The following is a 13,512-nucleotide window of genomic DNA, read 5'->3' as shown; positions in this document are numbered from 1 at the left end:
TCCATTCGTTGTGAGGGTTGGATAGATGCTGAGCGGGTCGAGCTGAAGTCTGGGGTTCGTGCTGGTGTTTCCGTGGCACTTCGGGGTGCTGATTAGAGTCTCCACGGCCCACCACAGGGTTTGCGCTGGGATCAGCTAGGATCGCGTCAAGACTTGCTCAAGATTTGCTCAGCTCCGGTCGGGGCCCGAAACCCGAGACCAGCTCATACCTCCCGGGGGGACCCCATGCCGTTGCGCCGACGACTCGTCAGCACCGCACTCGCCGCCGTCGTGGTGGCGTCGCTGACCGCGTGCGGCACGCCGCCGTGGATGACGGGGCGCACCCCCTCGGCATCGCCCTCGGCCACGCCGACCGCCGTCGCCATCCCCACGCCCACGCCCGTTCCCACGATCGAGACGATTCAGAACGACCTCGCGGCGGGCAGCACCAAGCGCAACCTCGGCGCCGGCAACATCAACATCACGGTCGACTACTTCTCGACGCTCATGATGAACGAGTGGCGGGCCGGGGCCAACAAGCCCATCAGCTTCTCGCTCACGGCCGCCCTCGCCACGGACGACGACGGCCAGGACATCTTCCTGTCGCGCGTGAGCGTGACCACGTCGGTGCAGGGCAAGGGTGGCGTGTCGCTTCCCGCGCCGGGCGCGCTGAGCGACCAGGCATCCGTGGCGCCGGGGTATCTCGTGAAGTCGCCCTACAGCTACAGCCAGACCTTCGTGCTGCCGGCCGTGGATGCCGCGGCCACCGAGGTCACGCTGTCGTTCACGTATGAGCTGCTGCTGCAGACGACGCCCACGTCGACCGAGTACGCGAAGCAGACGGCGACCGACACGCTGACGATCGCTATCGCGCCGTAGGTCGGTTCGCGCGGCGTAGCTCGCGCAGCGCGGGGTCGCTCAGCGCAGGGCGGCGAAGGACTGCGATCGGTTGCCGCCGGCCGCCCGTGCCGCGCGCAGAGCCGTCTGCACCTGCTCGCTGAGCGTGGCGTAGTCGGCGGGGCCGCGCGTCGTCGTCGCGACGCCGAAGCTGGCCGAGATGCGGATGCCGGTCACGCGGTCGAGCGGCTGGTCGACCAGCGCCGTCTGTACGCGCTCGATGAGGGGCTGCACCTCGCGCTCGTGGTTGATGATCGCGAGGATCGTGAAGCGGCCACCGCCGTTGTGACCGATGATGGCCGACAGCGGCGCCTGTTCGCGCAGCGCCGCCGCGAACCGAGCGATGGCCTGGTCGCCGAGCGAGCGACTGAACGCGTTGTTCAGGTCGGTGAGGTTGTCGACCTCGGCGCCGATCATGGCGATGGGCTGCTTCTGCAGGCGTGCGCGCTCGACGCGGTCCTCGGCGCCGCGGGCGAAGGCTCCGTCGCTCAGCACGCCCATCGAGAACTGGGCCTCGTTCGGGGTTCCGCGACCGCGGCCTGAGGCGTCGCCCGGGCGCTGCGCCGACCATTCGGTGCGCAGAATGGACATCGAGAGCGCGGCCGACAGCGTCAGCAGGGTCGCGATAAACGTCGAGATGAGGGTGTTGAAGTAGGTCTGGAAGACGTCGCTCAGCGGGCCCAGCGTCACGAAGACGAGGAGGCGGGCGCCGAAGAAGACGGCAACCGTCCAGAGCACGGCCGAGAGGATGCGCGCGTTGATCTTGTCGTTCAGGCGACCGCGCAGCGTCTCGATGCCGGCGAGCGCCGCGAAGAGGGCCACTCCCCCGAGCTGCGCCTCGCCGCCCGCCCAGTCGCCGCCGCTCGGACCGTAGACGACCACGTTGGCGGCGACGAGGATGGCGGCGATCCCGACGATGAAGAACCAGGAGCGGCGGCCGTTGAAGACACGCGCGCCCGACCACATGGCCCCGAGGGAGGTGACGAACGAGGCGTTGCCGATGGCCACGGCCCACCAGGCATCCGGCACCGTGCCCCACACCGCGTAGCTGAGCGCCGTGAGCATGCCCATGACGAAGGCGATCGACCAGAGGCGGCCGACCGGGTCGTTGCGGCGCAGCGCGGTGTTGAGCACGAAGGACACACCGCACAGCACGACGACGAGGCCGTTGACGATCAGCAGCGTGTTGAGATCGAGATTCATGAGGGCCTTTCGCGCTCAGGCGCCCAGGACAGCCTGGCGGGGCAGCGTGACGATGATGGTCGTGCCCTCTCCCGGGATGCTTTCGACCTGGACCTGGCCGTTGTGTTGTTCGATGATGTTGCGGGTGATGTTGAGCCCGAGGCCCGTTCCGTGCACGCTCGACTGCCGCACCGAGTCGGCGCGATAGAACTTCTCGAACAGACCCTTCTGCTCTTCGGCCGACATGCCGATGCCCGTGTCGGCGACGCGCAGGGTGACGGTGTCGTCGGTCTCGGAGATGCTCACCATGACGATGCCGTTCTCGGTGTTGTATTTGATGGCGTTCGATACCAGGTTGTCGATCACCTGGCGCAGGCGGAAGCCGTCGGCCTGCAGCACGATGCCCGGGTCGGCGACGGTTTCGAGCGTGATGCCGCGTTCGGAGGCCGCGGGGCGCAGGCCCTCGAGTGATTGCTCGACGACCTGGTTCAGGTCCGTGCGGCTGAACGTGAGGAGGTAGAGATGTTCGGAGTCGGCGGCCGTTGTGAGCAGGTCGGCGACGAGCGCGAGCATGCGGTCGGCGTTGTTGAGCGCGACCTCGATCATCGCGCGGGAGTCTTCATCGACGCTCTCCGAGTCGAGCACTAATTCGAGATAGCCCAGGATGGAGGTGAGCGGCGTTCGCAGTTCGTGCGACACCGAGGCAACCAGGTCGTCGCGGGCCTTGATGGCCTTCAGCTCGGTCGTCACATCGCGCGAGACGATGACCGAGCCGTCGCGTTCGCCCGTGTCGGTGACGAGCTGGCGGCCCGAGAACGAGTGCGCCGTCGAGGGACTGTCGGGCGAGGCCATCCAGACCGTGACGTTGTCGAAGGTCTCGCCGTGCATGGCGCGCGTCGACGGACGCTGCTCGTGGGTGAGCGGCGTGGTGCGGTCCTCGTCGTAGAGGTTGGAGATGAACGAGGTTCCCTCGAGCGCGCCGTATTGGTCGAGGAGGCGCCGGTAGGGCTCGTTCGAGATCGTGACGCGGCCCACGTCGTCGAAGCCCACGACACCGAAGTTGACGGCATTGAGCACCTCGTCGAGCGTGCGCTTGTCGCGGCGGGCGCGGGAGAGCGCTTCCTCGAGCAGGAGGGCCTGCTGGCGCAGCAGCGTGCGTTGGGCGCGCGAGCGTTTGGCCGTGAGGTAGGCCGTGGTCGACACGAAGAAGAACGTGATCGGCAGCACGAGAAGCCGCGGCAGGTCGTCGACCTCGAGGTCTCCGGGGCTGAGTGCGGCCGACATCCAGAGGTAGATGGATGCGAGGAGCGGCCCCAGGACCGCGGCTGTGAAGCCGAAGTAGGTGGACATCCAGATGATCGGGAAGACCATGAAGAGGGAGGCCCCGAGGGCGGGTTCACCCTCGCGCAGGAAGCCGAGCGCCAGCAGGTCGAGCAGGGGCAGCACGATGACGAAGGCCCGCGGCACCACACCCCAGGGGATGACCGCCGAGAGCACCGTCGAGACGAAGACGATGCCCGTGCCGATGAGGAACAGCGGCGACGAGGCCGTCTGCGGGTTCAGCACGATGACGACGCAGACGAGGATCAGCACCGCCACCGATAGCAGCAGCTGCGTCAGGAAGACGTTTCTCTCGAGCCTCTCGCGTTGCCCGGCCAACTCCTCGACGGGCTCGGCGGAAGTGGTCATTGCATGAGACTAGCTCAGACGGCGGCGACGCGTGTGGCGATGAGTTCGGCGATCTGGACGGCGTTGAGGGCGGCACCCTTGCGCAGGTTGTCGTTGCTGATGAACAGCGCCAGGCCGCGGCCCTTCGGGGCACTCTGGTCGGCTCGGATGCGCCCGACGAACGACGGGTCCTGGCCGGCGGCCTCGAGCGGCGTCGGCACATCGCTGAGCTGCACGCCCGGGGCATCCGACAGCAGTTCGGTGGCGCGCTCGGGCGTGAGCTCGCGCTCGAACTCGACGTTGATCGACAGCGAGTGGCCCGTGAAGACGGGGACGCGCACGCACGTGCCCGACACGAGCAGTTCGGGCAGCTCGAGAATCTTGCGGCTCTCGTTGCGCAGCTTCTTCTCTTCGTCGGTCTCGTTCTCGCCGTCTTCGACGAGGTTGCCGGCGAACGGGATGACGTCGAAGGCGATGGGGCGCACGTATTTGACGGGTTCGGGCAGCTCGACCGCGCGGCCGTCGTGCACGAGACCCAGCAGGTTGGGGGATGCCGTGGCCACACGGATCTGGGTGGCCAATTCTTCGGCGCCCGCCAGCCCGGAGCCCGAGACGGCCTGGTAGGTGGAGACGATGAGGCGCTGCAGGCCGGCTTCGGCGTCGAGCACCTTGAGCACGGGCATGGCGGCCATGGTGGTGCAGTTGGGGTTGGCGATGATGCCCTTGACGGCCTGGTCGATGGCGTGCGGGTTGACCTCGCTGACGACGAGGGGCACCTCGGGGTCCATGCGCCAGGCGCTCGAGTTGTCGATGACGGTGGCTCCGGCCTCGGCGAAGCGGGGGGCGTGGGCGCGCGAACCGGTGGCGCCGGCCGAGAACAGGGCGATGTCGAGGCCCGACGGGTCGGCCGTGGCGACGTCTTCGACGACGATGTCCTCGCCCGCGAAGCGGATGGTGCTGCCGGCCGAGCGCGCGGTGGCGAAGAAGCGGATGCTGGCGAGCGGGAACCCGCGCTCCTCGAGCAGTTCGCGCATGACGCGTCCGACCTGTCCGGTGGCGCCGACGATGCCGACGTGTACTCCTGTTGCCATGGCGGGGACCTCGCTTGTTCGGGGAGTGGGGTGCTCCGGGTGGTGCGCGTGCGGTGGTGCTGGCTCTGCTGGCCGTGCTGGTTGTCCTGCGGGCGGCGCTGTTTAGCGACCGGTGCCCGCGTAGACGATGGCTTCTTCGTCGGCGTCGAGGTCGAAGGCGGCGTGCAGCACGCGCGCGGCGTCGTTGACGCTGTCGGCGCGCGTGACGACGCTGATGCGGATCTCGGAGGTCGAGATCATCTCGATGTTGATGGAGGCGAGGTGCAGGGCCTCGAAGAGTTTGGCCGAGACGCCCGTGTTGGTGCGCATGCCGGCACCGACGAGGGCGAGCTTGCCGATCTGGTCGTCGTGCTGCAGGCCGAGGAACCCGACTTCGCCTTGGTCGGCTTGCAGGGCCTTGAGCACTGCCTGAGCTTCGGACTTCGGCAGCGTGAACGAGATATCGGTGAGGCCGGTCGCGGCGGCGGACACGTTTTGCACGATCATGTCGACGTTGGCGTTGGTTTTGGCGACGATCTTGAAGATCTGGGCGGCCTTGCCGGGGACGTCGGGAACGCCGACGACCGTGATCTTGGCCTCGGACAGGTCGGTCGCGATGCCGGTGACGATGGGCTGTTCCACCTGTTCGCCTTCTTTCGGGTTGATGACGAGGGTTCCCTCGTTGTTGTTGAACGACGACCGCACGTGCAGGGTGACACCGTGGCGTCGAGCGTACTCCACGGCGCGGATGTAGAGCACTTTGGCGCCGGCCGCTGCGAGTTCGAGCATCTCTTCGCTCGTGATGGTCTGGATCTTGCGGGCGCGCGGCACGACGCGCGGGTCCATGGTGAAGATGCCGTCGACGTCGGTGTAGATCTCACAGACGTCGGCCCCGAGGGCGGCGGCGAGGGCGACGGCGGTGGTGTCGGAGCCGCCGCGGCCGAGCGTGGTGATGTCGCGCGTGTCGCGGTTGAAGCCCTGGAACCCGGCGACGATGACGATGGAGCCTTCGTCGAGAGCTTCGCGCAGGCGCACGGGTGTGACGTCGACGATGCGCGCGGCACCGTGTTGCGCGTCGGTGATCATGCCGGCCTGGCTGCCGGTGAAGGAGCGGGCGTCGTAGCCCATGCTCTTGATGGCCATGGCGAGCAGGGCCATGCTGATGCGTTCGCCGCTCGAGAGCAGCATGTCGAGTTCGCGCGGCTCGGGCAGGGGCGTCACCTGGTGGGCGAGGTCGAGCAGTTCGTCGGTGGTGTCTCCCATTGCAGAGACGGCGACGACGACGTCGTTCCCGGCGCGGCGCGTTTCGACGATCCGCTTGGCGACGCGTTTGATGCTTTCGGCGTCGGCGACGGATGATCCGCCGAACTTCTGCACGATGAGGCTCACGTGGTTCTCCTGTGGGGGCGTGGGGCCGGGGCCCGAATCACCATTGTAGGGGCGGCGACATGTCGCTTCGTCAATGTGTCGGCGACCCTCACGCCCGGGCCGCGTTCCCTGACGGAAGCCTCACGGCATCCGTGGTCTGCGGGCCTATTTGACGACGGTGCGGCCTTCGAACGCACGGCCGAGGGTGACTTCGTCGGCGTATTCGAGGTCGCCGCCGACGGGCAGTCCGGAGGCGAGGCGCGTGATGCGCATGCCGAGGGGGCTGAGCAGGCGGGACAGGTAGGTGGCGGTCGCTTCGCCTTCGAGGTTGGGGTCGGTGGCGATGATGACCTCGGTGACGGTGTCGTCGGCGAGGCGTTGCATGAGTTGGCGGATGCGGAGGTCGTCGGGACCGATGCCGTCGATGGGGCTGATGGCGCCGCCGAGCACGTGGTAGCGGCCGCGGAATTCGCGGGTGCGTTCGATGGCGACGACGTCTTTGGCTTCTTCGACGACGCAGATGAGGCTGAGGTCGCGGCGGGGGTCGCGGCAGATGGAGCAGGTTTCTTGTTCGGCGACGTTTCCGCAGATGACGCAGAAGTGCACTTTGTCGCGCACGACGGTGAGGAGTTCGGCGAGGTGGGCCACGTCGAATGTCTCGGTCTGCACGATGTGGAACGCGATGCGTTGCGCCGACTTCGGGCCGATGCCGGGCAGGCGCCCGAATTCGTCGATGAGTTCTTGAACGATTCCTTCGTACATTGCTTACTGCCCTCGATTGAATCGTGTGGCGGGAACGTGCGGCTGCTCTTCGAGGAACGTGGCCCCGAGGAGTTCGCGCACGACGGCCTCGCCGTAGCGCGTGGACGCGGCGGGGTGGCTCTGGTGCCCGGCGGTGGGGCCCGGGTCGATCTTCGGCTCGGCGGCGCGTTTCTTGGCGCGCGCGACGGCGGGTGCCGGCACATCGGGGGCCGCGGCTGCGGGGGCGGCGGCCGGGCGGGCACGCGGCGGCACAACGGGCGGGGGCCCGACGGGCGGGATGATGGCGGGGCCGGACGACGGCGTGGCCCAGGGCGACGCCTCGGTGGGCGCGGCCGAACCGAAGCCGGGGTCGGGGAAGGGCGCCTCGTCGTCTTCGGGGGGCGGCATGTCATCGTAGGGCGGCTCGTCGTCGACGGGCGGCGCTTCGGCGTCGGTCGCCGCGGGGGCAGCCGAATTCGCGGGAGCGACGGCAGCGGTGGACTTCGCGGGAGCGGCGGCAGCCTCAGGTGCCGCGACACTGCTGTCGTCGTTGTCGTCGGACGAGACGTGGGCCTGCGGGATGGCGACGACGTGCCATCCGGAATCGTCGACATTCGTGGCGGGTGCGCTCGGAGCGGCGGCGCGGGTCGCAGGACGCCCTGCGGACGCGGCGTGTGCCGGGGCCGAGGCGGACGAGGACGCGCCTGCACCGGCGGGGGCCGCCGCGCGGGCATCGTCGGTCTGCGGACTACCGGCGGGCGCCGGGGTCGCGCGCGGCGCGGTCGCGGGTGCGCCGGGTTCTCCGTCGCGCGGTCCGGCGGCCGGGCCGCGAGAGCCACCCGATCCGGGACCGGGGTCGACACGGGCGATGTATTTCACTCGGATGCCGAGCACGTCGACGATCGCGCGGCGCAGCCATTCGCTTGGGCCCTCGCCGGCGTCGGCGCGTTTGAAGCCCTCGACGTCGTTGTGGCTCGGGAAGGTGAGCGTGAGGATGTCGCCCTGCAGGGCGCGCACGGTTGCCGTCGCGGCGACGAGCCACGCCGGGCGACTGGTGTCGGCCACGCGTTCGAGGATCTCGGGCCAGGCGTCTTTGAGCTGCTGCAGCGACACGGGGGCCGCGGAGGTGTCGGACACCGGGGACGCCAGATCGGCGGCCGGCACGGCGGGAGCGGCGGCGAGGTCGGGGGCCTTCTCTGCAGCTCCCGGCGCAGAGGCCGCAGCCGGATGCGTGCCGGCGGCCACCGGAGCATCGACCTGGTCAGCCCCCGGTGACGCGGTGTAGGCCGCATCGACGAGCGGCTGGTCGGCGAGCGGCTCATTGGCAGACGGCTCATTGTGAGGCACCGACTTGTTAGGCACAGACTTGGTAGGCACAGACTTGGTAGGCACAGACGGCGCCTCGGAAGACGCCTCTTCCCGGTTCGACGGATTCTCGTCGGCTGCATCACGAGCCAGTTCCGCGGGCGTGGACCCAGCCTGCGAGGACTCGGCCGGCGTGGACTCAGTCGAGGGCCGCGCCGAGGTTGAACGAGCAGCGGCGGGCTCGATTGTGGTTTCTGCGACCTCAATGCCCCAGGACGCAGCCGCTGCCTTCGCCAGCGCTTCACCGGTCGCCGCTGTCGTTGCGGCGTCGTCGCTCGAGGAAGCGGCCACGACACCCGCGGCCTGAGCCGCTGCGGCGGTCGACGAATCAGCCCCCGCAGCCTGAGCACGCGCGGGCGCCTGTTCGCCCGAAGGTTCTTGCGTGCGCGAGGAAGCCGGGGCTTGCGTCGCAGTAGCGGGTTGGGCCGAGGTGCGCGCGGGTGCAGGAGCTTGCGCCGGGCCCGCGGTCGCGGCACGCGCCGGAGCACCAGCCGCTCCCCCGCCGGGGCGCGCAGCCTCGCCGCGCGGAGCCAGCTCGGCGTTGTTTCCACCCGAGCCGTCGACGCCCACGCGCCGCTCGAGCCGCTCGACGCGCGCCAGGGCACCGCGCGAGCTGTCGTCCATCGAGGGCACCAGAATGCGCGCCGTCATGAGTTCGAGGTGCAGCTTGGGCGAGGTGGCGCCCGTCATCTCGCTGAGGGCCGCGTTGACGATATCGGCCGTGCGGCTCAGCTCGGCCTGGCCGAAGCTGTCGGCCTGAACGGCCATGCGGTCGAGCTCATCTTGCGGGATGCCGCGCAGCACCGCCTGGGCACCGGCCGCACCGGTCGCGCCCACGACGATGAGGTCGCGCAGCCGCTCGAGCAGGTCGTCAACGAAGCGGCGGGGGTCTTGACCCGTCTGGATGACCCGGTCGACCGCGTTGAAGGCCGCCGCGGCGTCTCGCGAACCGAGCGCCTCGACGGCGTCGTCGAGCAGGGTGGCGTGGGTGTAACCCAGCAGCGCGACGGCGCGCTCGTAGTCGACGCTCGTGCCATCGGACCCGGCCATCAGCTGGTCGAGCAGCGACAGCGTGTCGCGCGCCGAACCGCCACCGGCACGCACCACGAGCGGAAGAACACCTGGCTCGACCGTGACGCCCTCGAGATCGCACATGTGCTGCACGTATTCGAGCATCTGCGCCGACGGAATGAGCCGGAACGGGTAGTGGTGGGTGCGCGAGCGGATGGTGCCGATGACCTTGTCGGGCTCGGTCGTGGCGAAGATGAACTTGATGTGCTCTGGCGGCTCTTCGACGATCTTGAGCAGCGCGTTGAAGCCCTGCGGCGTGACCATGTGGGCCTCGTCGAGGATGAAGATCTTGTAGCGGTCGCGCGCGGGGGCGAAGACGGCGCGCTCGCGCAAGTCGCGCGCGTCGTCGACACCGTTATGGCTCGCCGCGTCGATCTCGACCACGTCGAGCGAGCCGCCGCCGTCGCGACCCAGCTCGACACAGCTGGGGCAGACGCCGCACGGGGTGTCGGTCGGGCCCTCTGCACAGTTGAGGCAGCGCGCCAGGATGCGGGCCGACGTCGTCTTGCCGCAGCCGCGCGGGCCGCTGAAGAGATAGGCGTGATTGACACGGTTGGTGCGCAACGCCGTCATGAGCGGATCGGTCACCTGCGACTGACCGATCATTTCGGCGAAATTCTCTGGCCGATAACGGCGATATAAGGCGGTGACCACGAAACCAATGCTAGCCGCCACCACCGACATTCGCCGGGGTGGCAGACTCGAGGCATGAGCGCACAGGGAACCGCCGCCCGCGTCGTCGCCGTGAGCCGCGACGACGCCCACAATTTCAGCAAACCGACCGCCCCCGACATCCGCCTGGTCGCGGGCCGCGGGGTCGAGGGCGACGCCCACTTCGGCGAGACCGTGCAACACGTGCACCGCCTGAAGAGAGACCCCGAATCACCCAACCTGCGGCAGGTGCACCTCATGCACAGCGAGCTGTTCGACGAACTCGGCGAGCGCGGCTTCGAGGTCGCACCGGGCGAGCTGGGCGAAAACGTGACCACTGAGGGCGTCGACCTGCTGGGGCTGCCAGAGGGCACGCGGCTGCGGCTCGGCTCCGAGGCGCTCATCGAGATCACGGGGTTGCGCAACCCCTGCACCCAGATCAACGGCAAAGAGCGCGGGCTCATGAAAGCCGTGCTGGGCAAGGATGCCGAGGGCAATGTCATCCGCAAAGCCGGTGTCATGAGCATCGTCGTCACCGGTGGCACGGTGCGCGCGGGTGACCCCATCGGGATCGAGCTGCCCGCCGAACCGCACCGCCCGCTCGGCGTCGTCTAGCGCGCAGGAAGCCGTCACGCGCCTCCGCTAGCATCGACGAAGAACCGATCGACGCGAAAGGCACGACATGGATGGTCACACCGCTGTCGGTCTGATCAGTGAGGTCTTCACGTGGTTCGGGTTGGGTCTCGGCACCGTGTTGCTCGGCATCGGGCTCATCCTCGGCAGCGTGCGCAAACGGTGGATCCAGGTGGACGGCGTCATCGCCACGGGCCCCAAGGGCAACATCGTGCGCTGGCTCGACGACGACCACGACGTGCACGAGGCCCCCGCCTCTACGGCCGAGGCGTTGCGCGCACAGGTGGGCGATGACATCCCCCTGTGGTTCAATCACCGCGCCCCGTGGATCTGCCGCACGCGCGAGCCCGAGATCGACGGCCGCACCTTTCGGCTGATCGGGTGGCTGCTGCTCGGCATCGGCATCGTGGCCGCCATCGTGGGCATCGCCATCCAGTTCATCGAATTCGGCTGATCGGCGACGTACCGGCAGCTGCTTGCCGCTCGAGCTAATAGCCGAGCCCGTCACACAGCGAAGCCCCCTCCTGGGCGGAGAGGGCTTCGGATGCAGCGGCGCGAGGATGCGCCAGGCTACGGCTTCTTGCCGGCGGCCTCGTCGTCCTGTTCTTCGAGGCGCTCGCGGAAGATCGCCTCGGCGTCGGTCTCCTGGCCCGGCAGGTCGTCGCCGACCGGGGTGCGTGCGTCGTCGGGGAAGTCGGCGGCTGCGAAGCCGTTGATGTCGCTCATGCTGTCTCCTTCGGTTGACTGCAACGCTACGCCGCCGCGCTCGCCGCCGAAACCCCGTTGACGCCTCCGGACCCATACCGCAGCCGAGAGTTCGACACACCGACATCCACCCCTCTTTCAGGGGACAAGCGGCTCGCTGTCGGGATGCTTCGCCAAGCTGTTTTCGCGGAGGCCGGCCACCGATGTCCCCCGCCCGGTCTCCCGTCCGTCACTCGTTCCACGTCAGGAGACACATGTTCCAGCGCACCTCGACCTCTGCCGGCCTTCTGCTGCTGCGCCTCGCCGTCGGCGGCATCTTCATCGCCCACGGCGCCCAGAAGCTGTTCGTCATCGGGCTGCCGGGTGTGCAGCAGATGTTCGAGGGCATGGGGCTTCCCGCCCCCGCTATCCTCGCCCCCGTCGTGGCGCTCGTCGAGCTCGTCGGAGGCCTGCTGCTCGTGCTGGGTCTCGGCACCCGCATCGCCGGCATCGCACTCGCCATCGTGTCGGTGGGCGCTCTCGTCACCGCACACCTGCCGGCCGGCTTCTTCGCGCAGGACGGCGGCATCGAGTTCACGTTGCTCCTCGCCGTCGCGTCACTTGTGCCCGCCTTCACGGGCGCAGGCGCCTTCAGCGTCGACGCCGTCATCGCCTCCCGCCGCGGACAGGCCTCCCGTGCGCCCCGCGCCGCGACCGCCTAGGTTCTTTCAGACAGCGCCGAAGGTAGGCCGGGAACCCTGCGTTTCCGGCCCACTTTCGCTCGTCAGGAGGAAGGATCACCGTGCTGCGTGTCACGATCGAAACGCGTTTCGAAGGTGCGCATCGACCGCATCATCGCCGCGAGGATGTAGCCACACGCGGCGAGCGCTCCCCACCGCATCCACACGTCCTCAGAGAAGGAACACACAATCAGGAGTGGGATCAAGGCGACTGAGACTGAAACGAGGATGCCGCCAAATGCTCGGGCCCAGCTCATCCTGCGGGTGGCCGTCATCCCCGACCCTGCCGCTGTGATTCGGCCGCGCGATGAGCATCCTGGTCGGCCCACCTGTCTCCGAGAACTGCGAAAATCAGTATGTCTACGACAATCAGACAAGGCCACACCCAGGGCGAGACGTGCTGCCCCAGAAGGATCGCACCGCCTGTGAGAAGAATGAACGACGCGAGCGAGGCGAGTCGCCGCCCCGGTGTGGCCATTACAGCTCGGCGGCTGTCGACAGCGAAAAGGGTGCGGATACTCATCGGCAGTAACCGTCCTTGTACGGCACTCCACCCACGACTCCGGGTCCGATGAGTAGCCTGAGGCACTTGCCAGCACCATAGGCCCGGTTCGCATTGACGATGATCGACCCGGCGTTCAGGCCACATACTGCGCCACCCAAATAGCCTGTAGTTCTGGCCGCCCAACCACACACGGTCGCGAGGCCCGTTGCCGTTCTGGCGGAAGACGTTTCAGAGCGCGTCAATTTGACGGTCGGCAGGAGATTGAACCATTCGAACTTTGGATCGGCCACGACGGGGTAAACCACCTTCGTCGAGGCATGCTCCACGACCTGCGTCAGGGTGGTCCCTGCGAATTCGTAGCGGGTGGGCACTGAAGCACCGTTTGCGTCGAGAGCCCATGGTGCGGCGATGGTTGCCACTGGCTCGCCGTCACTATCAAGGATGAAGTATCCCCCAGTGCCCTCAAGGATGCTTCCACCTTCCGGAACAGCGATGTCGTAGGAAAACTCGGTCGGCGCCGCGGATGTTTCTATGACCGTTGTGAATTGAAGCGCTCCGGCCTGTTTCACTGATGAAACCGTGGTGGTGCCGTTCGCATTGTCGTAGGCCACCACACCCGGCGCGATGCCTTGAGCCGTCGCCTGATTCGTCGCAAAAGGAAGCTCGATTTTTATCCCACCTTCCGGCGTGTCGATTGTGACGGGTGCGCCAACGGCGGTGGGAAGTGACACATCGCCCTCAGCAAGTTCGGCGTGGAACGGAATGTCATCCACCCCATCCGTGGGCGCTTGAACATTACCGTCCAGTGCATCTGGAGCGACCCGTTCTAGCGCGTCTACCGTCGCCGAGGCGGGGTCGTGTGCGGCAGCTGGCATCACTACACCGCCGGTAAGCAAAGTGGTAAGCACTCCAACGGTCATTAATTTCGATGCGTTTCTCATGGGTATCTCCTATTCGT

12 protein-coding genes are annotated in these 13,512 nt (G+C 68.0%); 4 read left to right on the top strand and 8 right to left on the bottom strand.

The window, feature by feature from the left end:
• Nucleotides 1-225: 225 nt before the first annotated feature.
• On the top strand, nt 226-858 hold the full coding sequence (locus ALI44B_RS13770; protein ID WP_077055151.1) for a hypothetical protein: 633 nt from the start codon (nt 226-228) through the stop codon (nt 856-858).
• Between the two features lie 39 nt (nt 859-897).
• Here the strand turns inward: ALI44B_RS13770 and ALI44B_RS13765 are convergent, their stop codons facing one another.
• From ALI44B_RS13765 to ALI44B_RS13740, 6 genes are all read right to left on the bottom strand, one after another.
• Nucleotides 898-2,079, bottom strand: coding sequence for a diguanylate cyclase (locus tag ALI44B_RS13765; protein WP_077055150.1), 1,182 nt, complete (start codon nt 2,077-2,079; stop codon nt 898-900).
• Between the two features lie 15 nt (nt 2,080-2,094).
• The gene (locus ALI44B_RS13760) at nt 2,095-3,747 is read right to left on the bottom strand and encodes a sensor histidine kinase (protein WP_077055149.1); all 1,653 of its coding nucleotides are present in this window, start codon (nt 3,745-3,747) and stop codon (nt 2,095-2,097) included.
• 14 nt (nt 3,748-3,761) lie between these two features.
• The gene (locus ALI44B_RS13755) at nt 3,762-4,817 is read right to left on the bottom strand and encodes an aspartate-semialdehyde dehydrogenase (RefSeq protein WP_077055148.1); all 1,056 of its coding nucleotides are present in this window, start codon (nt 4,815-4,817) and stop codon (nt 3,762-3,764) included.
• A gap of 102 nt (nt 4,818-4,919) precedes the next feature.
• The gene (locus tag ALI44B_RS13750; protein ID WP_077055147.1) at nt 4,920-6,185 is read right to left on the bottom strand and encodes an aspartate kinase; all 1,266 of its coding nucleotides are present in this window, start codon (nt 6,183-6,185) and stop codon (nt 4,920-4,922) included.
• Between the two features lie 144 nt (nt 6,186-6,329).
• Entirely contained in the window at nt 6,330-6,926 is a 597-nt protein-coding gene (gene recR / locus ALI44B_RS13745; protein ID WP_077055146.1) for a recombination mediator RecR, read from the bottom strand.
• A gap of 3 nt (nt 6,927-6,929) precedes the next feature.
• Entirely contained in the window at nt 6,930-9,995 is a 3,066-nt protein-coding gene (locus tag ALI44B_RS13740; RefSeq protein WP_083710176.1) for a DNA polymerase III subunit gamma and tau, read from the bottom strand.
• 54 nt (nt 9,996-10,049) lie between these two features.
• Between ALI44B_RS13740 and ALI44B_RS13735 the strand changes: the two genes are divergently transcribed.
• Both ALI44B_RS13735 and ALI44B_RS13730 read left to right on the top strand, forming a co-directional pair.
• Complete coding sequence (locus ALI44B_RS13735) at nt 10,050-10,607, top strand: MOSC domain-containing protein (protein WP_077055145.1); 558 nt, start codon at nt 10,050-10,052, stop codon at nt 10,605-10,607.
• 67 nt (nt 10,608-10,674) lie between these two features.
• Nucleotides 10,675-11,079, top strand: coding sequence for a hypothetical protein (locus tag ALI44B_RS13730; RefSeq protein ID WP_077055144.1), 405 nt, complete (start codon nt 10,675-10,677; stop codon nt 11,077-11,079).
• A gap of 116 nt (nt 11,080-11,195) precedes the next feature.
• Here ALI44B_RS13730 and ALI44B_RS16230 read toward each other — a convergent pair whose 3' ends face one another.
• A complete protein-coding gene (locus ALI44B_RS16230) occupies nt 11,196-11,351 on the bottom strand; it encodes a hypothetical protein (RefSeq protein ID WP_179100274.1) in 156 nt (51 codons plus the stop codon).
• A gap of 233 nt (nt 11,352-11,584) precedes the next feature.
• Here ALI44B_RS16230 and ALI44B_RS13725 point away from each other — a divergent pair, with 233 nt between their 5' ends.
• Entirely contained in the window at nt 11,585-12,031 is a 447-nt protein-coding gene (locus tag ALI44B_RS13725; protein ID WP_077055143.1) for a DoxX family protein, read from the top strand.
• Between the two features lie 537 nt (nt 12,032-12,568).
• Here ALI44B_RS13725 and ALI44B_RS16000 read toward each other — a convergent pair.
• Nucleotides 12,569-13,495 (bottom strand): hypothetical protein, encoded by a 927-nt coding sequence (locus ALI44B_RS16000; protein ID WP_143459267.1) that lies wholly within the window; start codon nt 13,493-13,495, stop codon nt 12,569-12,571.
• Nucleotides 13,496-13,512: the final 17 nt, after the last annotated feature.

Source organism: Leifsonia sp. ALI-44-B, assembly GCF_001984125.1.
Classification (GTDB): Bacteria; Actinomycetota; Actinomycetes; order Actinomycetales; family Microbacteriaceae; genus Okibacterium.
This window is presented reverse-complemented; position numbering and strand designations above follow the sequence as displayed.

What these genes read in the sequence shown, in the direction of transcription:
- ALI44B_RS13770 (WP_077055151.1), top strand. Translation starts at nt 226, where the DNA reads ATGCCGTTGCGCCGACGACTCGTCAGCACCGCACTCGCCGCCGTCGTG.
- ALI44B_RS13765 (WP_077055150.1), bottom strand. Translation starts at nt 2,079, where the DNA reads ATGAATCTCGATCTCAACACGCTGCTGATCGTCAACGGCCTCGTCGTC.
- ALI44B_RS13760 (WP_077055149.1), bottom strand. Translation starts at nt 3,747, where the DNA reads ATGACCACTTCCGCCGAGCCCGTCGAGGAGTTGGCCGGGCAACGCGAG.
- ALI44B_RS13755 (WP_077055148.1), bottom strand. Translation starts at nt 4,817, where the DNA reads ATGGCAACAGGAGTACACGTCGGCATCGTCGGCGCCACCGGACAGGTC.
- recR (WP_077055146.1), bottom strand. Translation starts at nt 6,926, where the DNA reads ATGTACGAAGGAATCGTTCAAGAACTCATCGACGAATTCGGGCGCCTG.
- ALI44B_RS13735 (WP_077055145.1), top strand. Translation starts at nt 10,050, where the DNA reads ATGAGCGCACAGGGAACCGCCGCCCGCGTCGTCGCCGTGAGCCGCGAC.
- ALI44B_RS13730 (WP_077055144.1), top strand. Translation starts at nt 10,675, where the DNA reads ATGGATGGTCACACCGCTGTCGGTCTGATCAGTGAGGTCTTCACGTGG.
- ALI44B_RS16230 (WP_179100274.1), bottom strand. Translation starts at nt 11,351, where the DNA reads ATGAGCGACATCAACGGCTTCGCAGCCGCCGACTTCCCCGACGACGCA.
- ALI44B_RS13725 (WP_077055143.1), top strand. Translation starts at nt 11,585, where the DNA reads ATGTTCCAGCGCACCTCGACCTCTGCCGGCCTTCTGCTGCTGCGCCTC.
- ALI44B_RS16000 (WP_143459267.1), bottom strand. Translation starts at nt 13,495, where the DNA reads ATGAGAAACGCATCGAAATTAATGACCGTTGGAGTGCTTACCACTTTG.